This window comes from Desulfoprunum sp. (assembly GCF_053613775.1).
In genome coordinates this window covers 73509-96015 of the sequence record NZ_JBSHXH010000001.1, presented here as the reverse complement: position 1 = coordinate 96015, position 22507 = coordinate 73509, and the positions used below count along the sequence as shown (strand labels likewise).

Annotated in this window: 23 protein-coding genes; 11 read left to right on the top strand and 12 right to left on the bottom strand. The window is 60.8% G+C overall.

Features of this window, described 5'->3' with window-relative positions:
- Positions 1-218 precede the first annotated feature (218 nt).
- Positions 219-1562, top strand: coding sequence for an FAD-dependent oxidoreductase (locus ACWGKN_RS00435; protein ID WP_424256246.1), 1344 nt, complete (start codon positions 219-221; stop codon positions 1560-1562).
- Between the two features lie 90 nt (positions 1563-1652).
- On the opposite strand, the gene ACWGKN_RS00430 is transcribed toward ACWGKN_RS00435, so the two are convergent.
- Positions 1653-2711 carry a D-alanyl-D-alanine carboxypeptidase family protein gene (locus ACWGKN_RS00430; RefSeq protein WP_035229828.1) on the bottom strand — a complete coding sequence of 353 codons (1059 nt, stop codon included), beginning with the start codon at positions 2709-2711 and terminating at the stop codon, positions 1653-1655.
- 259 nt (positions 2712-2970) lie between these two features.
- Positions 2971-3240: a hypothetical protein gene (locus ACWGKN_RS00425; RefSeq protein WP_424256245.1), complete on the bottom strand. Its 270-nt coding sequence runs from the start codon at positions 3238-3240 to the stop codon at positions 2971-2973.
- A 71-nt stretch (positions 3241-3311) separates the two neighbouring features.
- Here ACWGKN_RS00425 and ACWGKN_RS00420 point away from each other — a divergent pair, with 71 nt between their 5' ends.
- From ACWGKN_RS00420 to ACWGKN_RS00405, 4 genes are all read left to right on the top strand, one after another.
- Positions 3312-4226 (top strand): GAF domain-containing protein, encoded by a 915-nt coding sequence (locus tag ACWGKN_RS00420; protein ID WP_452094477.1) that lies wholly within the window; start codon positions 3312-3314, stop codon positions 4224-4226.
- A 93-nt stretch (positions 4227-4319) separates the two neighbouring features.
- Positions 4320-4499, top strand: a complete 180-nt coding sequence (locus tag ACWGKN_RS00415) for a hypothetical protein (protein ID WP_052159969.1) — start codon at positions 4320-4322, stop codon at positions 4497-4499.
- A gap of 12 nt (positions 4500-4511) precedes the next feature.
- Positions 4512-4847 carry a sensor histidine kinase gene (locus ACWGKN_RS00410; RefSeq protein WP_452094476.1) on the top strand — a complete coding sequence of 112 codons (336 nt, stop codon included), beginning with the start codon at positions 4512-4514 and terminating at the stop codon, positions 4845-4847.
- 103 nt (positions 4848-4950) lie between these two features.
- Positions 4951-6279 carry an ATP-binding protein gene (locus ACWGKN_RS00405; protein WP_452094475.1) on the top strand — a complete coding sequence of 443 codons (1329 nt, stop codon included), beginning with the start codon at positions 4951-4953 and terminating at the stop codon, positions 6277-6279.
- A 96-nt stretch (positions 6280-6375) separates the two neighbouring features.
- Here the strand turns inward: ACWGKN_RS00405 and sixA are convergent, their stop codons facing one another.
- Positions 6376-6846, bottom strand: coding sequence for a phosphohistidine phosphatase SixA (sixA, locus tag ACWGKN_RS00400; protein ID WP_452094474.1), 471 nt, complete (start codon positions 6844-6846; stop codon positions 6376-6378).
- Between the two features lie 924 nt (positions 6847-7770).
- Between sixA and ACWGKN_RS00395 the strand changes: the two genes are divergently transcribed.
- Positions 7771-8667: a SphA family protein gene (locus tag ACWGKN_RS00395; protein ID WP_452094473.1), complete on the top strand. Its 897-nt coding sequence runs from the start codon at positions 7771-7773 to the stop codon at positions 8665-8667.
- A 225-nt stretch (positions 8668-8892) separates the two neighbouring features.
- Here the strand turns inward: ACWGKN_RS00395 and ACWGKN_RS00390 are convergent, their stop codons facing one another.
- Positions 8893-9864, bottom strand: a complete 972-nt coding sequence (locus ACWGKN_RS00390; RefSeq protein ID WP_424254433.1) for a GlxA family transcriptional regulator — start codon at positions 9862-9864, stop codon at positions 8893-8895.
- A gap of 150 nt (positions 9865-10014) precedes the next feature.
- Here ACWGKN_RS00390 and ACWGKN_RS00385 point away from each other — a divergent pair, with 150 nt between their 5' ends.
- Complete coding sequence (locus ACWGKN_RS00385; protein ID WP_452094472.1) at positions 10015-12258, top strand: molybdopterin-containing oxidoreductase family protein; 2244 nt, start codon at positions 10015-10017, stop codon at positions 12256-12258.
- Between the two features lie 138 nt (positions 12259-12396).
- On the opposite strand, the gene mscL is transcribed toward ACWGKN_RS00385, so the two are convergent.
- Both mscL and ACWGKN_RS00375 read right to left on the bottom strand, forming a co-directional pair.
- On the bottom strand, positions 12397-12801 hold the full coding sequence (mscL, locus tag ACWGKN_RS00380) for a large-conductance mechanosensitive channel protein MscL (protein WP_035231850.1): 405 nt from the start codon (positions 12799-12801) through the stop codon (positions 12397-12399).
- A gap of 234 nt (positions 12802-13035) precedes the next feature.
- Complete coding sequence (locus tag ACWGKN_RS00375) at positions 13036-13335, bottom strand: hypothetical protein (protein ID WP_035231848.1); 300 nt, start codon at positions 13333-13335, stop codon at positions 13036-13038.
- 54 nt (positions 13336-13389) lie between these two features.
- Here ACWGKN_RS00375 and ACWGKN_RS00370 point away from each other — a divergent pair, with 54 nt between their 5' ends.
- Positions 13390-13743, top strand: a complete 354-nt coding sequence (locus ACWGKN_RS00370) for a hypothetical protein (RefSeq protein WP_424254436.1) — start codon at positions 13390-13392, stop codon at positions 13741-13743.
- A gap of 2 nt (positions 13744-13745) precedes the next feature.
- Positions 13746-14249, top strand: coding sequence for a DUF4388 domain-containing protein (locus ACWGKN_RS00365; RefSeq protein WP_424254438.1), 504 nt, complete (start codon positions 13746-13748; stop codon positions 14247-14249).
- 52 nt (positions 14250-14301) lie between these two features.
- On the opposite strand, the gene ACWGKN_RS00360 is transcribed toward ACWGKN_RS00365, so the two are convergent.
- Complete coding sequence (locus ACWGKN_RS00360; protein WP_035231845.1) at positions 14302-14805, bottom strand: type 1 glutamine amidotransferase domain-containing protein; 504 nt, start codon at positions 14803-14805, stop codon at positions 14302-14304.
- A gap of 342 nt (positions 14806-15147) precedes the next feature.
- Between ACWGKN_RS00360 and ACWGKN_RS00355 the strand changes: the two genes are divergently transcribed.
- Positions 15148-15699: an NADPH-dependent FMN reductase gene (locus ACWGKN_RS00355; RefSeq protein ID WP_452094471.1), complete on the top strand. Its 552-nt coding sequence runs from the start codon at positions 15148-15150 to the stop codon at positions 15697-15699.
- Between the two features lie 84 nt (positions 15700-15783).
- Here the strand turns inward: ACWGKN_RS00355 and ACWGKN_RS00350 are convergent, their stop codons facing one another.
- The 5 genes from ACWGKN_RS00350 to ACWGKN_RS00330 all read right to left on the bottom strand — a co-directional run bounded on the left by ACWGKN_RS00350 (position 15784) and on the right by ACWGKN_RS00330 (position 20378).
- Positions 15784-16626: a 4Fe-4S binding protein gene (locus ACWGKN_RS00350; protein ID WP_452094470.1), complete on the bottom strand. Its 843-nt coding sequence runs from the start codon at positions 16624-16626 to the stop codon at positions 15784-15786.
- Positions 16623-17216, bottom strand: coding sequence for a 4Fe-4S dicluster domain-containing protein (locus ACWGKN_RS00345; RefSeq protein ID WP_452094469.1), 594 nt, complete (start codon positions 17214-17216; stop codon positions 16623-16625). Before ACWGKN_RS00345 ends, ACWGKN_RS00350 begins: the two co-directional genes overlap by 4 nt.
- Entirely contained in the window at positions 17213-17518 is a 306-nt protein-coding gene (locus tag ACWGKN_RS00340) for a chaperone NapD (RefSeq protein ID WP_035231834.1), read from the bottom strand. The genes ACWGKN_RS00345 and ACWGKN_RS00340 overlap by 4 nt, the downstream gene beginning before the upstream one ends.
- 72 nt (positions 17519-17590) lie before the next feature.
- Positions 17591-19981, bottom strand: a complete 2391-nt coding sequence (locus tag ACWGKN_RS00335) for a molybdopterin oxidoreductase family protein (RefSeq protein WP_452094468.1) — start codon at positions 19979-19981, stop codon at positions 17591-17593.
- 7 nt (positions 19982-19988) lie between these two features.
- Positions 19989-20378 carry a cytochrome c3 family protein gene (locus ACWGKN_RS00330; RefSeq protein WP_452094467.1) on the bottom strand — a complete coding sequence of 130 codons (390 nt, stop codon included), beginning with the start codon at positions 20376-20378 and terminating at the stop codon, positions 19989-19991.
- A gap of 483 nt (positions 20379-20861) precedes the next feature.
- Between ACWGKN_RS00330 and ACWGKN_RS00325 the strand changes: the two genes are divergently transcribed.
- On the top strand, positions 20862-22505 hold the full coding sequence (locus ACWGKN_RS00325) for an ATP-binding protein (protein ID WP_452094466.1): 1644 nt from the start codon (positions 20862-20864) through the stop codon (positions 22503-22505).
- Positions 22506-22507 lie beyond the last annotated feature (2 nt).

The window sequence follows — 22507 nt, the reverse complement described above, 5'->3', positions numbered from 1 at the left end:
TGGCCGAGATAATGTATGTTGTCATTTCGAGCGATAGCGAGAAATCTCGGTTTTCAAGACCATGAGATTTCTCCCTTCGGTCGAAATGACAGGATCTGCAGCAGTTCATTTTGCAAGAGACTCTGACGCCAAAAAAAGGGCGGCGGGACAGGTGCCTGAGCGTCGGTCCCGGCTGACCTGTTTTTGAATCGCCAAAATTCAGGTAGCGAGGGAACAACATGCTCATCGTCATCGGCGGCGATGCCGCGGGAATGACCGCCGCATCGCTGGTTCGCCGGTTGCAGCCGGCGACCGACATCACGGTTTTTGAACGCGGACCGCACACCTCGTTTTCGGCCTGAGGCATCCCCTACTATGTCGCCGGTCTGGTCGACAGGGAAGAGGCGCTTATCGCCAGAACGCCGGAAGCATTCCGTGAAAAGCACAATATCAACGTCCAGATCAGGCACGAGGTCACGGTCGTCGATCCGAAAGAGCAGCGGGTCCTGGTGAAGAATCTGGCCTCCTCGACCGAACGCTGGGAGCACTACGATCAGCTGCTCCTCGCCACCGGGGCGAAACCGGTCCGACCTCCCCTGGAGGGCATCGACAGCCGCAATATCTACGATGTCCACAACCTCGTCAACGGTTCGCAGCTCAAACGGGCGCTTGCCGAGCAGCAACCGAGATCGGCGGTCATCATCGGCGGCGGCTATCTCGGTCTGGAGATGGCCGAAGCCCTGCATATGCGCGGTCTGAACGTCACCATGGTCCAGCGCAGCGCCCAGGTGATGTCCACCCTCGATCCGGATATGGGCCAACGCCTCAATCGGGCACTACTCGACAACGGCATCGATCTCCGCGTCAACGAAACGGTGCAGGGCCTCGAGCAGAAGGACGGGCTGGCCGTAGCCGTCACCACCGACAAACAGACCATCCCCGCCGATCTGATCATCCTCGGGCTGGGGGTCGCGCCCAACAGTGACCTGGCAAAGGATGCCGGCATCCGGCTCGGGCCGAAAGACAGCATCGCGGTCAACGAGCTGCAGCAGACCGGGACCGCCAATATCTGGGCCGCGGGTGATTGCGCCCAGTCCTACCACCTGGTCAGCCGCCGGCCGGTGCATATCGCCCTGGGTACCGTTGCCAACAAACAGGGGCGGGTAGCGGGCATGAACCTGGGAGGCCGGCGCGCCGCCTTTCCCGGGGTGGTCGGGACCGCGATCACCAAGTTCATGGACACCGAGTGCGCCCGGACCGGGCTGAACGAGAGGGAGATCAAGGCGCTGGGGCTGGAGTATTCGATCGGAATGATCGAGACCCATACCCTGCCCCGCTATTACCCGGGTTCGGCCCCGATCAGCGTCAAGGTCCTGGCGGAGAAGGGTTCCGCCCGCCTGCTGGGGGTACAGATCGTCGGCGGCCCGGGATCGGCCAAACGCATCGATACGGCGGCCACCGCCCTTCATGCCGGTTTTTCGCTGGAGGAGCTGCTCTATCTCGATCTGAGCTATGCCCCGCCCTTCGCCGGGGTGTGGGATCCGATCGTCATCGCCGCCCGCATGGCCCTGAAGGACGGGTAAAACGCCCCAGCCGCCGAGGGGGGGTGGCCGGGGTGAAGACCGACGCGGCACTCCCGGCTCAGCCGCGCCGGGAAAAAGAGGCGGTGCAGGTTATCTTCTGGAACGTTTTCTGAGCAAGAAAAAAGCCAGCAGGCCGAAGAGAACAACCCCTGTCCCCAACCCCAGAAAAAAGGTCCCCCAACCGCCGCCGGAAGAGGCGACCGGTTTTTCCGGAGCCGCGGGGACTGCGGCCGGGGGCGCAGGAGCAGCGTTCTGTACCGGGGTCGCAGCCGGGGGGGCCGGTTTGCTCACGGCCACGGCGGGCTCCGGTTTCGGCGGCACCATCGCAAATCCCTTCCCCAGCAATTCCGAAGCCTTGGCGTCCCGGACCTTCCGATCCTTGCTCCCCATGACAATGGAGATGATCCGTACCCCGCCCTTTCTGGCGGTAACCGCGATCGAAAATCCGGCGGCCTGGTAATAGCCGGTCTTGAACCCGTCGCAGCCATCGATCTGCCCCAGGAGATGGTTGTGATTGCGCATGATGAAGGTATTGTCCCGAAAGCCCCGTTCCCTGGTGCCGGTGTATTTGAGGGCCTCCGGACGGTTGGCCAGGGCCCGGCAGAGGAGGGCGAGGTCGGTCGCCGTCGTGACGTCCGGTTGTTGCCCCTCCGACGGAGGCAGACCATGGACGGAGTAGATGTGGGTGTTCTTCATCCCCAACTCCGCCGCTTTCTGGTTCATCAGGGCGACAAACCCCTCCTTGGAGCCGGCGATATGCACGGCCAGGGCGACGGCCGCATCATTGGCCGATTGGACCGCCAGGGCATACAGGAGATCTTCGACCGTAAAGCGCTCCTTCGGATCGAGATACACCTGTGATCCGCCGGTCTTCGCCGCCTCCGTGGTAACCTGGACCATGTCCTCCAATTTCAGTGTCCCCTGGTCGATCCGGTCGAGGATGACCAGAAGGTTCATCAGTTTGATCACCGAGGCCGGGAACACCGGGGTGTCCGGATGATCGGAGAACAGCACCTTGCCGGTCTCGGCATCCATGACCAGGGCGGATGCATAGGGATCCCTGGCGACGGTATCGATCTTGGCCCGACCGGCCCATGCCGTCTGGACGGTCAAGATGAAAACAACAAAGAACAGAGCGATGCTTTTCATAATCCTCACGCACAACCAGTTGAATTTACATAGTCACAACAACAGCTTCGACAGAATTTCCGAGACATGACAAAAGAGTGGACAACCGATAGAAGGTGACGAACAGGTCCGTTTGGCAACAAAATACCTTACGCCAACGGTCGGAGGTTGATTACCGGCGGAAACCAGCGTATCGTAATCAGATCGAGCATCTCGGGCAAGTGTTTTCAAGGCTGGCTGCATGATGGCGCCGGCTTTTCACAAGACCTTGAAGATCTTTTCACCAGGGTAAACTGGCGTAATGGACGATAAGCCGAATCTGGAGATGGAAGGCTGCACCGACCACCAGCTCATGGAAAGATACCGGGAAGTAAACCGGGAGATCCTGCAGCTGCTCAACGATCCGGGAGATATATCGAATTCCATCCGGAAGGTGCTCGACCTGCTGAAAAAGCGAACCGGATTCGATGCCGTCGGTATCCGCCTGCGCAGTGAAGATGACTTTCCATTTCAAGCCCAGAGAGGGTTTTCCCAGGATTTCCTGCTGCATGAAAACACGCTGATCGAGCGTACTGAGGATGGCGGGATCTGCCGCGACCCGGATGGCGAGGTCAGGCTGGAATGCACCTGTGGTCTGGTCATCTCCGGCAAGACCAACCCGGCCAGTCCATTTTCACCCCGGGAGGCAGCTTCTGGATCAACGATTCGGCGCCGCTTCTCGACCTTCCCCCCGAAGCAGACCCTCGATATCACCCCCGCAACCGCTGCATCCATTACAACTATGCCTCCGTGGCGCTGGTGCCCATTCGCGACAAGGAAAGGATTGTCGGCCTGATCCAGTTGAACGACCGGCGCAAAGGATGTTTCACCCGCAACTCGATCGAAGCCCTGGAAGGGATTGCGGCGCACATCGGCTCGGCCTTGATGCGCAAGCAGGCCGAGGCGGCGCTGCGGGAAAGCGAAGGCAAGTACCGATCACTGTTTGAAAACATGATCAACGGCTTTGCCCTCCATGAAATCGTCGTCGATGAATCGGGAAGGCCCGTTGATTATATATTTCGGGAGGTCAACAGCGGTTTCGAAAAGCTTACGGGGTTGAAAGCCGAAGGAATTCCGAACAAAAGAGTAACGCAGGCGGTGCCCGGGATCGAAAAAGACCCTTTCGACTGGATAGGGACCTATGGCAAGGTTGCGCTCACCGGCAGGCAGATCCGCTTCGAACAGTTCTCCGCCCGGCTTGGAGTGTGGTACTCGGTTGTCGCCTACAGACCGATGCGGAATTTTTTCGCCACTGTTTTCGAGGATATCACCGAACGCAAGCAGGGCGAGGCGACGCTGAAAAAGCTGAACGAGGATCTGGAGTTCCGGGTCGCTGAACGTACCCGGGAGCTGGCAGGTTTCATCGAAAAACTGCAGTTACGGGCGATTGACGGCTTCAGCCGGCTGTTCATCGAAAAGTATCAGGACCTGGTGGACGAAAAGGGGGTAGACTACCCCTACAACGGCACTTATGAACATGCGTTCCGCATGCTGTAGGTCGCTTCGGAGTACGAATGCTGCATATTGTGTCTATATTGACATGTTGCGTTGTAGGGCTACCTGCGGCGAATATTCAAGGCCACGCAGAAGATGGACCAGCTCATCGACGATCTGTTGAAACTCTCCCGCCAGACCAGTGGGGAGCTGAACAAAACCACGGTCAATCTCTCGATGATGGCCAGAGATGTGGCGGCGGAACTGGGAAGGTCCCAGGGCGACAGGAAGGTCACATTTCTGATTACCGAGGGGCTCGTGGCGCACTGCGATTAGCGTCTGATCAAGGTGGTCCTGGACAACCTGCTGGGCAACGCCTGGAAGTTTACCGGCAAAAAGGAGGCGGCGGTCATCGAATTCGATTCCGATATGATCGACGGGACGCCAACCTACTTCGTTCGCGATAACGGCGCCGGCTTCGACATAGCCTTCTCCGACAAACTCTTCGGCACCTTCCAGCGGCTCCATCTGGATCGGGATTTTTCCGGCACCGGCATCGGCCTGTCCCTGGTGCACCGCATCATCAGCCGCCATGGCGGCAAGGTGTGGGCCGAGGCGGAGGTCGGCAGCGGCGCGACGTTTTATTTTACCCTTTCATCAACATCTCCGGAAACTGATTCATGAACGACGAAAACACCTTTCTGCTCGTTGGATTCGCAGCGGCAATCCGCATGCCGGTACACTACCGGATGCTCGTCAACGAGACCCCAGGGTTGGGCAGAGCGGCATGACAACCAGGAATCTGCGGCTGCTGCTGATCGAAGACTCGGAAGACGACGCCCTGCTGGCGGTGGAGGAAGTGTGCAAAGGGGGGTATGCCCCCGACTGCACGAGGGTCGACACGCCGCAGGCAGTGGAGGCCGCCCTGGAATCCGACCACTGGGACGTCGCCATTGTCGATTACAACCTGCCGTCGTTCACCGGGATGGATGCTCTCCGGATCATCCAGGAGAAGGGCCTGGACATCCCCCTGTTCCTGGTCTCGGGAGCAATCGGCGAAGAGCAGGTCGTGGAGGCGATGAAGGCCGGGTTTCACGATGTCATCGTGAAGGGCCATTATACGCGGTTGGCGCAGGCGCTGGGTCGGGAATTGCGGGAGGCCGGCATCCGGCGGGAGCGCCGGGAGGCGCTGGAGGAACTGCGCCGGGCGCATGCCGAACTGGAACAGCGGGTGGCGGAACGCACCGCCGAACTCGTCCTCGCCCATCAAGAATCGGAGCAGACGAACCGCCGGCTCCGCCTCGAAATCGAGGCCCGCAAGAAGGCCGAGGCGGCGCTGCTTGAATCGGAAAAACAGCTCCAGGCGATCAATTATGATCTGGAACGGCGGGTTGAACGGCGCACCCGCGAACTGCAGGAAACGCAGCGACAATACCTGCATGCCGAGAAACTGGCGGCAATCGGCAGATTATCCGCCTCCATCGCCCACGAATTCAACAATCCCCTGCAGGGTATCATGTCGATCCTGAACGGTTTGAAGAAAAGGGCGATCCTCGAGGAGGAGGACAGGGAACTGCTGAACGCGGCGATCGACGAAAGCAAAAGGATCAAGGATTTGATCTCCAGCCTCCGGGAGTTCAACCGCCCTTCCTCAGGCCGCAAGGTGGTGATGGATGTGCAGAAATCCATCGATTCCCTGTTGTTGCTGCAAGAGAGCGATTTTCGCAGCAAACGGATTGCCGTAGTCCTGAACTATGCGGAACGGTTGCCGCAGATCATGGCGGTTCAGGACCAGATCGAACAGGTCTTTCTCAACCTGCTGGCCAACGCGGCCGATGCCTGCCCTCCGTCCGGCGGGGTGATCACCATCAGCACCCGGAGGGAAGACCAGCGGGTCGCCGTGGCGATCAGCGACACCGGCATCGGCATCAGGCCCGAGCAGATGGATCTGCTCTTTCAGCCCTTCTACACGACCAAGCCCGAGGTCAAGGGGACCGGCCTGGGCCTGTCGATCTGCTACGGGATCGTCCAGCATCACCAGGGGGAAATCCGCGTCGACAGCCAGCCGGGAAATGGCTCGACCTTCACCGTCGTGCTCCCCGCCAAAGGCGAGTGAGTCATTCTTCTGTGCCGACCCGGCACCGACCATTTCCGGCCAGGTCGGGGGAGGTCGCTCAATACGTTGCCCTGCCCCCGCCGATCGCCCCGGCCATCAGGAAATATTCGGATTGAGGGTCCACTTGATGAACCAGTCGAGCTTGCCGCCCGTTTCCTCCTCCGCCTCCAGGCAGACGATACCGGAATTCTGGAACTGGTAGACCTTCATGTCCTCAGAGCCGGTGGTCAGCCAGGACACCAAGCGTTGCATGAACGGCATATGGCCGACCACCAGCAATCCTGATCCCGGATCGAGGCCCGCGGCGAACGGCCGGACATCATCCAGGGGATCGATACCGGCGACCGCCTCGAGAGGCACCTCGACGGCCAGGGCCTGGTGATAAATGGTTGCCGTCTGCTGCGCCCGTTTTTTTCCCGAGTGGACTATTTTTGCGACTCTGATCCCATAGCCTTTCGCCACCTGGGCGATGCGCTCGGTTTCCGCCCTTCCCTGCGTGGTCAAACCTCGTTCCGGGTCGATTTCCTTGGGGGCACTGATGCCGTGTTGAACAAGATAGAGCGCCATGGCGTTCCTCCATCGTCACATGTGATAGACTGCCAACGCATCCTGCACAAGGATGCGCACTTCTCCGGATATTCGGAGCGGAAAGCAATCAGGCCATCTCTCCCATCGTCGTTGGGCAAGCCCCCGGGATGATGGCCGGGACATATTTCCACAACCCGATGCTTCAGGTTATCAGCGTCGTCCGCTGTCGTCCAGTTTTCCCTGCTGCTCGTGCCGAGGCCGGTATCCGGTGGATGCATCCTCGATCCTTACGAAACAGTGGGCTCGCCGAAGACACTGCGGGACCGGTCGACGGAATGTGCCGGGCCTATCGGCGACTCAAATTGTCACCACATAAATGCTGTAAACAGGACCTTTTGCAAAATGAACGTCTGCCTGCCTTGTCATTTCGCCCTTTCTCTCCTTGTCAATTCGACCCTACCCCCCGTGTCAATTCGCCCCTTCCCCCCGGGTCAATTCGCCCCTTCCCCTCGTGTCAATTCGCCCCTTCCCCTCGGGTCAATTCGCCCCTTCCCCCCGTGTCATCTCGACCTTCCCCCGCTGTCATCTCGACCTGCCCCCGCTGTCATCTCGACCTTCCCCCGCTGTCATCTCGACCGCAAGGGAGAGATCTCCAACGGGGAAAAACGAGATTTCTCGGAATCGCTCGAAATGTCGAAACCAACGTCTCTTCCATCGGTGCCCGCCAGCAATTTCGTCATTTTTGCAAGTGGTTCATAAGTTGTGAAAAAATTGAACGACCGATGGAGAAAAACTGTTGGGTATCAGCCCCCCGATCAGGTACTCCTTGGCCCATTACCACCCGATGCAGGGACAAAATGAATAAACGGTTGCAACAGCCGGACAATCCTGCCGCAAGGCGCCATTGTCCGGCTGATCGTCGAGGGAAGAGAAAATCATTCTACAACCAACAGGAGAGGGGCAATGAAAAGGGTATGCGCTGCAAGTCTGTTCGTCCTCATCACGATCTGTACCACGACTGCCTGGGCCGGTTTCGGCACCCACTACACCAACGGGGTCGAGGGCATCCGGGCGGCATCGCTGCCGCCGCCGGGATTCTACTTCCGGCTGTACAACGTGTTCTACAGTGCCGACGAACTGAAGGACAGGAACGGCGACGGCTTCGGCAATTTCGATCTCGACGTGTTCGCCGTCGTCCCCCGGTTCATCTGGATCACCAACTACAAGCTCCTTGGCGCCGATTATTTTGTCGATGTCGTCATTCCCCTGGTCTCCACCGACATCAGCCTCGGCATGGGGAATATGACCCTGTTCAGCGACGATCAGTTCGGTCTCGGCGATATCGCCGTCGAGCCCTTCGGCCTGTCGTGGCACGGCGATCGCTACGATGCGGCGGTGTCGGCCGGCGCCTACGTGCCGGTGGGCGAGTACGACGAGACCGAACCGGCCTCGCCCGGGCTGAATTACTGGACCGGGATGATCACCGCCGGCGCCACCTACTATCTCGATCAGCCCAAGACCTGGTCGGCCTCGATCCTGGCCCGGTATGAATTTCACGGCGAGAACGACGACACCGACATGACCAACGGCGACGATTTCCATTTCGAGTGGGGGATCGGCAAGAAACTGGCCCAGGTCTGGGAGATCGGGGCGGCCGGCTACTGTCAATGGCAGGTCACCGATGATTCCGGCCAGGGGGCAACCGATTCCCGTGACCGGGTCTTTGCCGCCGGGCCGGAGGTCAATTATTACATCGCCCCGCTGAAGACCAACGCCACATTCCGATACGTGATGGAATTCGGCGCCGAAGACCGCTCCGAAGGAGATCTGGCAGCCCTCATCTTCACCTACCGGTTCTGATCCGAGATCGAGGTTACGCTCCGGACCTGCCCGCCGATTGGCACCCGGGGCGGATCTCACGACGAAATAGGAATACTCAACAAGGATCGGGGCAGCCACCAGGGCCGCCTCGATCGCCTCTGTACAGCCCGGTGGGAGCGACGTTCTCATCCGTTGCCGCCCTCGCTTTCTCCCGGATCGCCACTGCTCATCCACCCCCGACTGCGCCCAGGCGCCTGTCGGAACCTAGACCCAGGAAAATTTATCCCGGTACTCCCGGGGAGAAAGTTGCGTGTGCTGCCTGAACAGACGCCGGAAGGTGCTGCTGTCCTCATAACCGATATACTGCGTTATCTCGTCGATGGTCTCCCTCGTCGTTTCAAGTTTCATCTTTGCCGCCTCGATCCGCACCAGCTGCAGATACTGCATCGGGGCATGGCCGGTGGCCTGCTTGAACCGCCGCTTGAAGTGGCGCGGGCTGATGCGGACATGGCGGGCAACCTCATCGATGACGACGCCTTTCGAGAAATTCTCTTCGAGATAGTGCTGCGCCTTCTGCACGTCATGGTCATTGTGTTCCCGTTGCCGGGGCAGCATGAAATACGGCGTCTGACTGTCGCGGTTGGGGTCGAGCAGCAGGGCCTTGGCGCAGGCCGAGGCCAGTTCGGCCGAGCCGTAGCGGCCGATAATCCGCAGCCCGAGATTGTAATAGGCGGTGGCGGCGCCGGTGCAGATCAGGCCATTGTCCTCGGTCAGCAGGAACTCCGGGCGAAGGTCGACGTCGGGGAAACGACGCCGGAATTTCCGCGCGAACTGCCAGTTGGTGGTGGCGATCCTGCCCTGCAACAGCCCGGTCTCGGCGAGCAGGAAGACACCCGTGCACATCGCGGCGACGGGGGTGTCCCGCCTGTGGTGGCCAATGATCCACTGCCGCACCTCGACGGTATCGCCCTGATCCTGGCCTGGCAGGGGAATGAACGGCGGGATCAGCACCAGATCGGTGACCAGGGCGTCTTCCATCGATCTGTGCGGCAGCATCTGCACACAGCCGCCGCTGACGACCGGCCTTCCTCCCTGGGTCACGATCTCGGTGGCAAAGGGCGGTTCCGGATTGCCGGACAAATGGGCCGACCACATGTTGGCGATGGCAAACATGTCGAACAGGCCGGCAATTCCGGATGCCAGACAGCCTTCCGCGGCGAGGAAGGTAATCTTCACTGGAGGATCTCCTCATTCGATTGCGGCCGGAATGGCCATTTCTGCACGGTATATGGCATTTATGCCGCTTTTGTTCCGCCCCCGCAAGGGGTAAGTAGAGGCACATGCCTGCAACCGCCCGTCCCTTCAACCCATGCCAGGAGGAAACCGATGAAAGAATGGCGCAAGACCGGATGTATTCTGTGTGCCCAGAATTGTGGCCTGGAGATCCTTGTCGAAGACGGCCGGATGATCAAGGTCAGACCGGACAAGGACAACCCCCGCAGCAAAGGCTATGCCTGCCGCAAGGGCATGAAGATCCTGAGCTACCAGTATCAGAACGGTCGCCTGACCACTCCCCTCAAACGGGTGGGGGAGAGGTTCGAGCCCATCCCCTGGGACCAGGCCACGGAGGAGATCGCCGCCAGGATGCGGAATCTGGTCGATACCCACGGTTCACGATGTCTGGCCTACATGGGCGCCAGCTCCCAGGGCGGCCATTTCGAAGCCGCCTTCGGCCTGACCCTGCTCCGCTCGCTGGGCTCGCAATACCTCTACTCCTCCGCCGGCCAGGAGTTCAGCGGCGCCTGGTGGGTCTACGGGCGGATGCTGGGCAAGCAGTACAATCTCGCCATTCCCGATGAGCATGAAACCGAGATGCTGGTCGGCTGGGGCTGGAACGGGATGCGGAGCCACCAGATGCCCGAGGCCCCCCGGGTGCTGACTGGGATCGCCGCCCATCCCGACAAACTGCTGGTGGTCATCGACCCGAGGCAGAGCGAAACCGCGCGGCTCGCCAATATCCACCTGGCGCTGCGGCCCGGGACCGACGCCCTGCTGATCAAGGCGATGATCGCGATCATCCTGCAACGGGGCTGGGAAAACACGGAGTACCTGGAACATCGTGTCGAAGGCCTTGCCGCGATCCGGCCCTGGTTTTCCGGGTTCGATATCGAGGCGGCGGTTGCCGTCTGCCGGCTTGACTATGATCGGGTGGTCGAGCTCTGTCGCCTGATGACCACCCGGCGGTGGTGCATGCATCCGGACCTCGGCATCTACATGGGCCGCCACAGTACCCTCAATTCCTATCTGATGAATATCCTCGGCGCCGTGTGCGGCATCTTCGGGGTCCGCGGCGGCAATATGATCCCCGGTATGGTCATGCCCCTCGGCTTCCATGCCGACGAACGCAATCCGAAGACCTGGCGGACCGTGGCGACCAACATGCCGCCGGCGGCGGCCGGGTCCTTTCCGCCGGCGGTGGTCCCGGAGGAGATCCTGAGCGAGCACCCGGAACGGTTGCGGGCCCTGTATGTCAGCGGCTGCAATCCCCTGCGCTCCTATCCGGACACCACCGCCTACGAGCAGGCCTTCGACAGACTCGACCTGCTCGTCGTCTGCGACATCGTCATGAGCGAAACCGCGCGATACGGCCATTACGTTCTGCCCTGCCGCACCCCCTATGAATCCTGGGACGGCACCTTTTTCCCGTGGTCCTACCCCGGGGTCTACTTCCAGATGCGGCAACCGCTGGTCGAAGCGCCGGGCGACTGCCGGGAGGCCTCGCAGATCTTCACCGACCTTGCCGACAAGCTTGGCTTGATCCCGGATATCCCGCACGAGGTTCGCGAGGCGGCGCGGGCTGGTCGGCTGCTGTTCGCCACCAGGCTGATGGAATGGGCGGCGCAGGAGCCGGCCATCCGCTCGAAGATGCCGTTCATCCTCGCCAGGACCCTCGGCGCGGAGTGGGACAGCGCCAACAAGGCGGCGCTGTGGGGGATGCTGATGACCGCACCGAAATCCCTGCGGGACAATGCGGCCCGGGCCGGATTCAAACCGGGAATCGATCAGGGCGATCGCCTGTTCCAGGCGGTCATCGACAACCCGCAGGGGTTGTGGGTCGGTGCGGCCGACACCGCCAATCCGATGGCCGGGATCAGCACGCCCTCGGGGAAAATCGAGGTGTATATCCCGGAGTTGGAGGAACCGGCCAAGGCCCTGAACGCCGTGCGGGAAGCGGACGATCTGCGCCTGCCCGCCGAATTCCCGCTGATCCTGAACGCCGGCCGCCATATGAAATACAACGCCAACACCCTGATGCGGGATCCGGCGTGGAACAATGGCGCCAGAGCCTGCACGGTGGCGATGCATCCCGATGACATGGCGGCCTTGAACCTTCGCGACGGGCAGCAGGTCCGGGTGACGACCACGGCCGGAAGCGAGGTCGGGGAAGTCGAGGTGGATGACGACGTCCGCCGGGGAACCGTGCTCATCCCCCATGGATTTGGCTTGATCTACGATGGGGAGGTATATGGCATCAATGTCAACCGGCTGACCAACAGCAGCCACCGGGACCCCCTCGGCACCCCGCTGCATCGCTACGTGCCCTGCCGAGTGGAGGCGATCGGCGACTGAATCCCTCGATTCGACTATTCTTGTCCGGCCTCTCCAGGGGCTGGACCGGGACAGCACCCGGACGACGCGGAGGCTTGGCGCAGAACACATGGTTCGCCGCCAGGCCATCCCCCCGGCCGCAGGCATTGCGAATGAGGCCTATTTCCTTTCCTTCAGCAGATCACGGATCTCGGTCAGCAACTCCTCTTCCCGGCTCGGAGCAGGCGGGGCCGCCGGGGCCGCCTCCTCCTTCCGCTTCAGGGCATTGATCCCCTTGATCAACATGAAAATCGCCGCGGCGACGATCGTGAAATCGACCACCGTCTGGATGAATTTGCCATAGCTGAGGACCACCGCCGGCGCCCCGTCGGCAGCTGCCTTCAGGGTGATGGCCAGATGGGAGAAATCGACGCCGCCGAGAAGAAAGCCGATCGGCGGGGTGACGACATCGGCGACCAGGGAGGACACGATCTTGCCGAAGGCGGCGCCGATGATGATACCCACCGCCATGTCGACGACATTGCCTTTCACCGCGAATTCCTTGAACTCTTTAATAATCTGCATGTTCTCTCCTTTTTTTGACGACAATTGAGCGATCCGGACGGAGGGGCTTCCCCTGCCACACAGTAGCAGGATCCGTCCGGTTCAGCCCGACGCCGTTCCCCATAACAACAACCATTATTTCATATATCCATACATTGTAATAGACGAATCACCAATCCGGCATATTTAGGGTGATCCTTCCGTTTGTCGGCAATGATGCATATATGGAGTATAACCCCGAGTGCCGACGCGGCGCTATCCCGCGCAAACAACCAACGAGATATTATGGAGGCAGATATGGACGGAAAACACCCACACGAACATGAGCATGAACACAAGCACCATCACCAGCATCAGCACCCGCATGAGCATGACGGTCGCATTCACGAGCATCCGCACGAACATGAACACGCTCACGGCCACAGCCATGGACACGAGCATGAACACGACCATGGACAAGGACATGATCATGGCCATTCTCACCCCGCAGGCGATATGGAGAACCACGACCACAACCACTCCGGCCACGACAAGGAAGAACACGACCACAAACACTGACTGCCGCCCCCGGAAACGGCACACGCCTGCTCATTCAGGACGCCCGATGTCGTGTCGGCCGCATTGGGCGTCGAGGCAGCAATGCGGTCGCCAGCCCGTCACCCCGGCGACGTCACCACCTTCTTCTCCTCAATTCCGGAAACAGCTTCGAGCAACCCCTCTCGTTTTCCGGAAAAACAAACAGCTATTAGCACCGCCCATCGCTTTTCCGAAAATACGGATATTTCCTTCCGGGAATTGAATCATCGTCTGGACCGGGTGCAGCTCCACAGTCGTGAAAGCCCGCGTAGTCAAAGGATAAGTGCATATTCCTTCCCAGGAGGAATGAAAATTGCTTTTCTCATTCCAAGATCGAAGGTATTGAGCGGAAGGCCAATACGCTATAACACAAACTACTTGGAATGATCATGGCCAACAAACGATCCTTTTATGGCGATCTCAGTCTGCTCTCCGCCGTCAATCTGTTTCAGCCGATTGGTCTTGCCTCGCTATCCGGGCAACTGAAAATGCGCTGTGCCGAAAATTCGATCATCTTCATCTTCACCGGGGGGAGACTCAATTATGCCTTGTCCCGGGAAGGGCATAAAAAAATAGGCCGGATCCTCCTCGAATCCCGCCTCATTACCACCGAGCAGCTGCGGGACTGTCTGGTCGAGCAGAAGACGGCCAAAAAATGGCAGCGGCTTGGATCGATCGCGGTAAAAAACGGTTATATCCAGCACGCTCAGATCGCGGATCTTTTTTTCACTCAGCTCAAGAACGCGTTTTTTGAGGCCATTACCTGGGAAGAAGGCAGATTCGAGTTTGTCGATACCGTTCCGTTGACCGACGAGGATATCGTCCTGGAGGAAAATGTCGAACCGCTTATCATGCAGGCCCTCTTTTTGATGGACGGCGGCGGGGTCAACTGACTGACCGTTTCGTTATCAACCGAGTGGAGCGGCCGGGACAACGGCCGACCGGCTACCGTCCGAGCAGTTTCATGGTCGCGCGCAGGAAGGCGGGGAAATCGGCCGGATGCCGGGACGTGACCAGATTCCCGTCCACCACCACCTCCCGGTCCTCATAGTCCGCACCGGCCGCGATCAGTTCATCGGCCATCGAGCGATAACAGGTGGCGCGTCGCCCCCGCAGCAGACCGGCGCTGATCAGGATCTGCGGTCCGTGGCAGATCGCGGCAACCGGTCTGCCGCCAGCGAAAAAACTGCGGGCGATCTCCAGCGCCTTCTCCTCCTTCCTCACCGCCGCCGGCGCCTTGCCGCCAGGCAGAACGAGGAGTGCATACTCGTCGGGATTGACCTCGGCCAGGGTCTTGTCCACGGCGATTTCATACCCGTGCAACCCCCTGATGCCCTCCCGGCGCATCGACGCCACCACGACTTCAATCCCCGCCTCTTGCAGCCGGTAATAGGGCACCAGCAGTTCAGAGTCCTCGAATTTATCCGCACTTATGATCAAGGCCTTCATATTTCCTCCATGTTTGCCCCCCAAGCAATACGATATGCACTCCCGGCAGAATATCGCTGCCTCAAGGCGCGTTTTTCCGCGCCGTCACCTCGGCCATATGCACCGTGGCGAGTTGATGTTTCCGCTATTCGTACTTACATACCTTGTAATCGCCGGGCAGAAATCCAGGCGGATGCAGCCGCTGTTTCTTGTATCGGGAGTGACGGCCATCGATGACCGGGAGCGATATCGAGATCCCCTCCGAGGGCCGGTACAGGACTCCCGGCACAACCGTTTAAGGTTCAAGTGACATCCACCGCTTGAATCCACGCTCGATTAACCCAACAGGTAAAGGAGACAAACATGAGTCAGTATCAAATCGCCGTCGTCGTCGGCAGCCTTCGTAAGGATTCCTTCAATCGCTCCCTGGCACGGGCCCTCGTCAGTCTGGCACCGCCGGAATTCACCTTCAAATATCTGGAAATCGGCGATCTGCCGCTCTACAACCAGGATGACGACGGCAATCAGGCCGAAGCGGTCAAGCGGTTGAAGAGTGAGATCGCAGCGGCGCAGGGCCTGCTCTTCGTGACCCCGGAATACAACCGGTCCATGCCCGGGGTGCTGAAAAATGCGATCGATCACGCCTCCCGCCCCTACGGCCAGAATACCTGGGCCGGCAAGCCCGCCGGGGTGATCGGCATATCGGTCGGAACGATCGGGACGGCGATGGCGCAGCAGCATCTGCGCAATGTCCTGGCCTACCTGGACGTACCGACGATGGGCCAGCCGGAGGCCTTTCTGCAGATGCGGGATGATATGTTCGACGCCTCCGGCAATATCGGCGAGGGCGGCAAGGCCTTCCTCCAGGGCTGGATCGACCGTTACACGGCCTGGGTGAAACAGCATTCGGCCTGATCCGGCATGGGTCAAAGGAGGGTGCGGGGCTGACACAGTCCCGTACCGGGGCGCCACGCTGACGCGGCAACAGCCCGGCCTCCGTTATTGCCACCGAAAGTGCAGGGCATCGAACCGGCAGTTGTCCACGCATTCCCCGCAATTCCAGCAGTAGGCCGACAGGCCTTCGCCTGCCTCCGGCTGCAGGCCCATCGGACAGGCCCGGCTGCATCGGCCGCAACCGGTGCAGTCGGCGGCCTGGAGATGGACCCGCAGCCGTCGCTTCAACCCCAGAAACGCCAGGAGGCCGCCGAGCGGACAGAAGGTGCGGCAGAAGAACCGGCGGGTGAGCAACTCGAGCAGGATCACGGCGATGACCACCACCCCCTCCAGGGCCAGCGTGCCGAAGAACACCGCCATCATGATTTCCCGGCCGACCAGTCCGGGCGGCGAGAGAAAGACGAACAGCGGGGCGCCGAGCACCAGGCTGACCACCAACTCGGCGATCAGCACGAACCACAGCAGCCTTTTGGCCACGAGCAGCCGGTTGCGCAGGAAGGGCTTTGCCGAGACCAGCCGGCGCGCCCGGTCGAACAGCTCGAGCAGAAACGAGATCGGGCAGATCCACGAACAGAACACCCGGCCGAGGAAGAAGGCGAGCAAAACCGGAAACAGCATGCCCACCAGCGACGGCAGGTACGGTGATTTGGTGATCAGCAGGCTTTCCAGCCCTTCCAGCGGCGAGACGAACCACAGTCTGCCGATCCCCAGCGACTGGTACCAGCCCTGGATGAAATCGATGTGCAGGTAATAGTTGACAAAAGGATTGACGGCGATGAGCAGGAAGGCCCCGGTGAGGACGGTCAAGCGCAGTCGGCTGTAGCGCCTCTTCGGCCGTTTGGCCGCTGTTGCGACGGGCGGCGCTGTGCCGGTTTCTTCGCCCGTCATGTCGTCACCTTGTTCCGGGCAAAGATCGGTTCGATATTCACCGCCTTGCCGCCGTCGGGGGCGGTGACCGGGCAGGCATGGGTGCAGATGCCGCAGCCGGTGCAGACCGTCTCGTCGATTACCGGCCGCAGCTGGTCGAGGCGGATCGCCTTTTCGCTATAGGGGCACTTGTCGTAGCAGGTCCGGCAGAGGGTGGTGCCGATCCAGGCGGCGCAATGAAAGCGGTTGATCACCGCCAGCCCCATCCGGGTATCCTCCTGGCGGATGCGCCGCAGGCTGCCGGTGGGACAGACATCGACACACTTCATGCAGAGGTAGCAGGGAATCTTCTCCGCCTCGACCAGCGGCGTGCCGGCGGAGATCCCGGCGCGGATGTCGAGCATGACGATCGAACGGTAGGGGCAGACCTCGACACAGCGGCCGCAGCGGATGCATTTCGCCGGGAAGATCTCCTCCGGCACCCCGCCCGGCGGCCGCAACCGGTTGGTGGCAAGCGGCGACTCCAGCAGTTTCGCCCCGACCGCTCCCGGCCACAGGGGCAGGCAGACCAGCCCCGCCCCCATGCATCCGAGAAATTGCCTCCGTTTCACGGCTCTTCCGCGGTTGGCCGGCGAAAGCCGAAGGGCTTGGCGACCGGCTCCCCTCGCGCCATCCGTTCGGCCTCGTCCTCGGTGTTGAGATAGGTCAGGCCGACATGGAGCACCCCCGGGACCTTGCTGGTCCGATCGATGAGTTTTTCCATGTCTTCCGACGACGCCGTTTCGAGCACGGCAACGATATTGCCCCGATCGTCATCGCCGAACACCTCGACCTCGGCGATGGCGGCCAGGGAGCGCAGGACCTCGGCCTTGTCCGTCGGCCCGCTGGTGATGACGACCCCGCTGATCGGCATAGCTGCTCCTGTTGATGGATAGGGGTTTGGCGGCCCGGCCGGCAGAGCCATCCTTCCGGCCGGGCGCCTGGTTCAGACGATGAACGGCTGCAGCGGCTGCGGCCCCGACGCCCGCTTGACCTGCACCGCGCAGATCTTGAACTCCGGTTCCTTCGAGCCGGGATCGAAGGCGTCCTTGGTCAGCTTGTTGATCATCCGATCGGCATGCTGGTCGTGCCAGTAGACGAAGACCATCCCCTCGATCGGCCCTTCATAGACCTTGGCCGGCAGCAGGTTCACCCCCCGCCGCGACCTGACCTCCACCATGTCGCCGGGCTTGATGCCGAGCCGTTCGGCATCTTTGGGGTTGACCTCGACAAAGGCATAGGGATTGGCCCGCAGCAGCTCCGGCACCCGCCCGGTCATCGACATCGTGTGCCAGTGGTCGATGATCCGGCCGGTGGAGAGGTAGAAGGGGTATTCGGCATCGGGAATCTCCTCCGGGTTGGCCTGGTCCCGCAGCCAGATCCACAGGGTGCGGTCTTCATGGGCCGCACCGTAGAACTGATAGGGCAGATCGTTCTTCGACAGCTTGGTCGCCAGCGGATCGCGGCCCTTGACGAACTTTTTCACCGTGCCGCCGGTCAGGGCGTATTCCGCCGTCGGCGCCGGCCACTGCACTCCGTCGGCCATCTGCTCCAGCACCGCATAGGTGGCGCCGCTGAGATCGCTGTCGCGGCCCGCCGTCAGCTTCTGGCTGTACTCATCCCAGATCGCCTTCGGCAGCGCATACCCCTCTTCCAGACCGACGAAGGGTTTGATGCACTGGGCGATCACCGGGTCGTTCAGCTTCACCGCCAGTCGGGCCGCCCACTCCCTGATCATCCACACCTCGGGCCTGGCCTCGCCGGGCGAGTCGATGGCCTTTCTGGTCAGCTGGGAGCGGCGTTCGGTGCAGCCGTAGACCCCGGTTTTCTCGAAATGAAAGGAGGCCGGCAGCACCAGGTTGGCCTTCTGGGTGGTGAGGGTGTGGAAGATATCGGTGCAGACGATGAACACGTCCTCCCGGTCCATCCCCTTGTTGTACAGGTTGCAGTTGGGCAGGCTCTGGACCGGGCTGGTGCAGTTGATCCAGATTGCCTTGATCTTGCCCTCGTTGAGCGCCGAAAACATCGCCATGGTGTGCAGCCCCGGCTCGGCGGGGATGCGGCCGGCGGGGATCCCCCAGGCCTCCTCCACCTGACGGCGCAGCGGTTCCGCCTCGATCGGCCGATGCCCGGGCAGGATATGGCACAGGCCGCCGCCCTCGCGCACCCCGCCGCAGGCGTTGGGCTGACCGGTGAGCGACAGGCTGTCGGCCCCGTCCTTCATCAGCTGGCCGGTGAGGATATGGAGATTGTGCATCAGGTTGTTGGCCCACACCCCCTGCTTGCGCTGGTTGAGCCCCATGGTCCAGAGACTGACCGTGCCCTTGGAGCCGGCAAACCAGCGGGCCGCGGTACGGATATCCTCCGGTTTGAAGGTGCCGCCGCAGGTCTTCGCCGCCTCTTCCGGGGTATACCTGGCCAGATGGGCCTGCAGTTCGACGAAGGTCGCCGCCTCGCCCTTGCCCTTCCTGAACGTGGCGTAATTCTTCAAAAACTCTGCATCGTAGAGCTTCTCTTCGATAATGACATGGGCCATGGCATTGAGCAGCGACAGATCGGTCCCCGGCTTGAACTGGAGATGCATGTCGGCGATCCGCGAGGTCTGGGAGATCCGGGGGTCGACATTGACGACCTTGACCGTGTCGGGATTGTCGAGCTTGCGCCGCATGATCCGCCGGAACAGCACCGGGTGGGCCTCGGCGGTATTGGAGCCGACGATGAAGAAGCAGTGGGCCTTTTCCAGGTCGGCATAGCCGCCGATCGGCTCGTCCGCCCCGAACGACGACATGTAGCCGCCGACCGCACTGGCCATGCACAGCCGGGGATTGCCCTCGACGTTGTTGGACTGCAGCCCGCCGCGCATGATCTTCTGGAAGAAATAGGTCTCCTCGGTCAGCGCCTGTCCCGAGCCGTAATAGGCCACCGCCGCGGCGCCGCCGGCCTTGTGGGCCTCGGCGAATTTGGTCGCAGCGATATCGAGCGCCTTATCCCACGATATCTCCTGGAACGTGTCGGTCTTTTTGTCGCGGTACAGGGGTTTGGTCAGGCGATCGGGATGGCGCATGCATTTCCAGAAATGCATCCCCTTCATGCAGACATAGCCGAAGTTGGTGCGCGATTCGGAAACCCCGCGCAGCCCCATCGGCACGCCGCCCTTCACCCCCAGTTCGACCCGGCAGCCGACCCCGCACAGGCGGCAACTGCCGCGGTGCCAGGTCACTCCGTCATCGGCCAGAACCAGGTTGATCGGCCCGATCGGCAGATTCATGCTCACATAGGAGGCCGCCGACAAGGCCGCCGCCTTTCTGATAAATTCACGTCGCGTCTGTGCCATCATGGCCTCCTTATTTTCCGTCGGATTTCTTTTCTTTGAACGCATGGGGTACATGGCACTCCCAGCACGGTCTGTCCTGCGGACATTTCTGCAGCATGTCGGCATGGCAGGTGCCGCAGGTCGCTCTGGTCGGGGTCACGGCAAACTCCTCGAAGGTGCCATGGCATTGATAACATTTGACCATGGCGATACCGTGGACCGACCCGAACCATTCCTTCTCGATCTCGGGAGTTGCCTCACGGTGACAGTCGGCACAATCGATCAGCATCTCCTGCTGCGACAGCTGGGGATGACCTGCTTTTTCTTTTTCCGCCGCCGTGGCCGTCGTACCCGACACCATCAGCCCCAGCAGGACCAGGACCAGTCCCGCAAGAATTACGTTTCTTCGTTTGATCGCCATATCCCTCCTCCTCAGGTTGTGCTGTCCACTTGGTATCCCGCGTTGCCCTCGGCCGCTGTTTCGACCCTGATTCCGGTACTGCAGATAATAATGCAATCTCTATTCCATCATCAGTTATGGTCCGTTATCAGGGTATTACCCGGTCCCGCTCCTTCGCGACGTAACCATTTGGTAGCGTTTTCCGCCCTTTTTTGCTACCGTTCGGTAACAGAGAGGGTCGGTCTCCTTCGAGATCGGAGCGCAACATCAACGACAGCGCTCCCCCCGGAGACCGCTCCGGAAAACCCTCAAGGCGTTGTATCGTCATGGAACTCCGATCAACTTCGAGATACCATCTTCCCCAAACTCCCATCATTCTTTATATAAAAGGTTGGGGCTAGCGCGAAAATTGCGACGCCCCGTTGTATCGCCGCACCAACAATCACGGCCCGTTCTTCCCGTAGTTCAACAGCAGGCCAGGTTTCTTCCGAGAGCAGACAGATCATGCCCAGATCGTTCACCGCCCGGCTTTCGCTCCGCACCAAATTCGTTGTGTTCATCGGCGCCATCATCTCCGCCTTCTACCTTTTCATGCTCTACCGCACGGCGGTGTTCGACGAGAAGATGATCCTCAAACAGGCGGAACAGCAGGCCCGGATGCTGTACAAACAGATCCTGCTGACCAGGCAATGGGCGGCCGACCACAACGGCCTGTTTGTCCTCGAACGCCAGGGGGTCGAGGCCAATCCGTATCTCGAACTGCCGGTGGTGACCGATGCGCTTGGGCAATCGTATTTCCTGCGCAACCCGGCGATGATCACCAGGGAACTCTCGGCCTATGCCCAAAAGGGCGGGCTCGGTCAATTCCGGGTCACCAGCCTGAAACCGGTCAACCCCGACAACAGGCCGGATGCCTTTGAAACAAAGGCCCTCGAGGCCTTCGCCGCAGGTGCCGATGAAATAATTGACGTCGAAGAGGCGAAGACGGGCAGAGTAGTCCGCTTCATCGCCCCCATGCGGGTCAACGAATCATGCCTCGGCTGCCATGCCCGGCACGGTTACGCCCTGGGCGATATCCGCGGCGGGCTGTCGATCACCATCCCCATCGACTGGGCGGACGAGCTGATCGCAAGGAACATTCATTCGCTGATGTTCATCGGCATAACCAGCATCCTGATCGTCACCGCGGCGCTCTTCCTGATGTTCGAATCGCTCATCGTCCACCGGATCCGCCGGTTGTCGCAGGCGATGGACAGTTTTCCCGAAGATCCGCCGGAACAGTACCTGCTGCCGTCGCTGATCAGGGATGAGTTGGACAGTGTCAGCGACACCTTCGTGCTGTTCTGCGACCGGCTGAAGAAGTCCCGGGACGAACTGCTGCAGACCAGGGCCCAGACCCACCTCAGCGAAAAGATGGCCTCGCTCGGCATCCTCACCGCCGGAATCGCCCACGAGGTCAACAACCCGCTCGGCGGGATGCTCAACTGCGTCAAATCGATGCGCGAGAATCCCGACGACCGGGAACTGGTCGAACGCTACCTGCCCCTCCTCGACAAGGGCCTGAGGCAGATCGAGACGATCATGCGCCAGCTCCTCAACTTCAGCCGGACCGAACCCCTCAATATCAGAAAGGTCAATCTCCAGGCGCTGTTCGACGAGTGCACCCTCCTGCTCTCCTACAAGCTGAAAAACATTCAACTGGTCACCAGCATCACCGCCGCCGGTGAATATCTTCTCGATGCCGAGGCCCTCAAGCAGATCATCATCAACATCGGCCTCAATGCCATCCAGGCCATGCCGCACGGCGGCAAACTCGCCATCCGCTGCCATGAAGAAGCGGGGCAGCTGCTCATCATCTTCCACGATACCGGGACCGGGATCACAGAGGAGAACATGCCGCACATCTTCGACCCCTTTTTCACCACCAAGGGCGTGGGTGAAGGCACCGGGCTCGGCCTGGCCGTGACCTACGCCCTGGTGCAACGGATGAATGGGAAAATTACCGTCGAGAGCGAACCCGGACTGGGGTCGGTGTTCACCCTTACCCTGCCGGTCACCGACCGCACCTCGCAGGGACCCGGCCGATCACCCAATGGCGAATTGAGCCGCATCGGCATCAACGGCCTTCTTCGGGCCACCGGAGAGTAAAG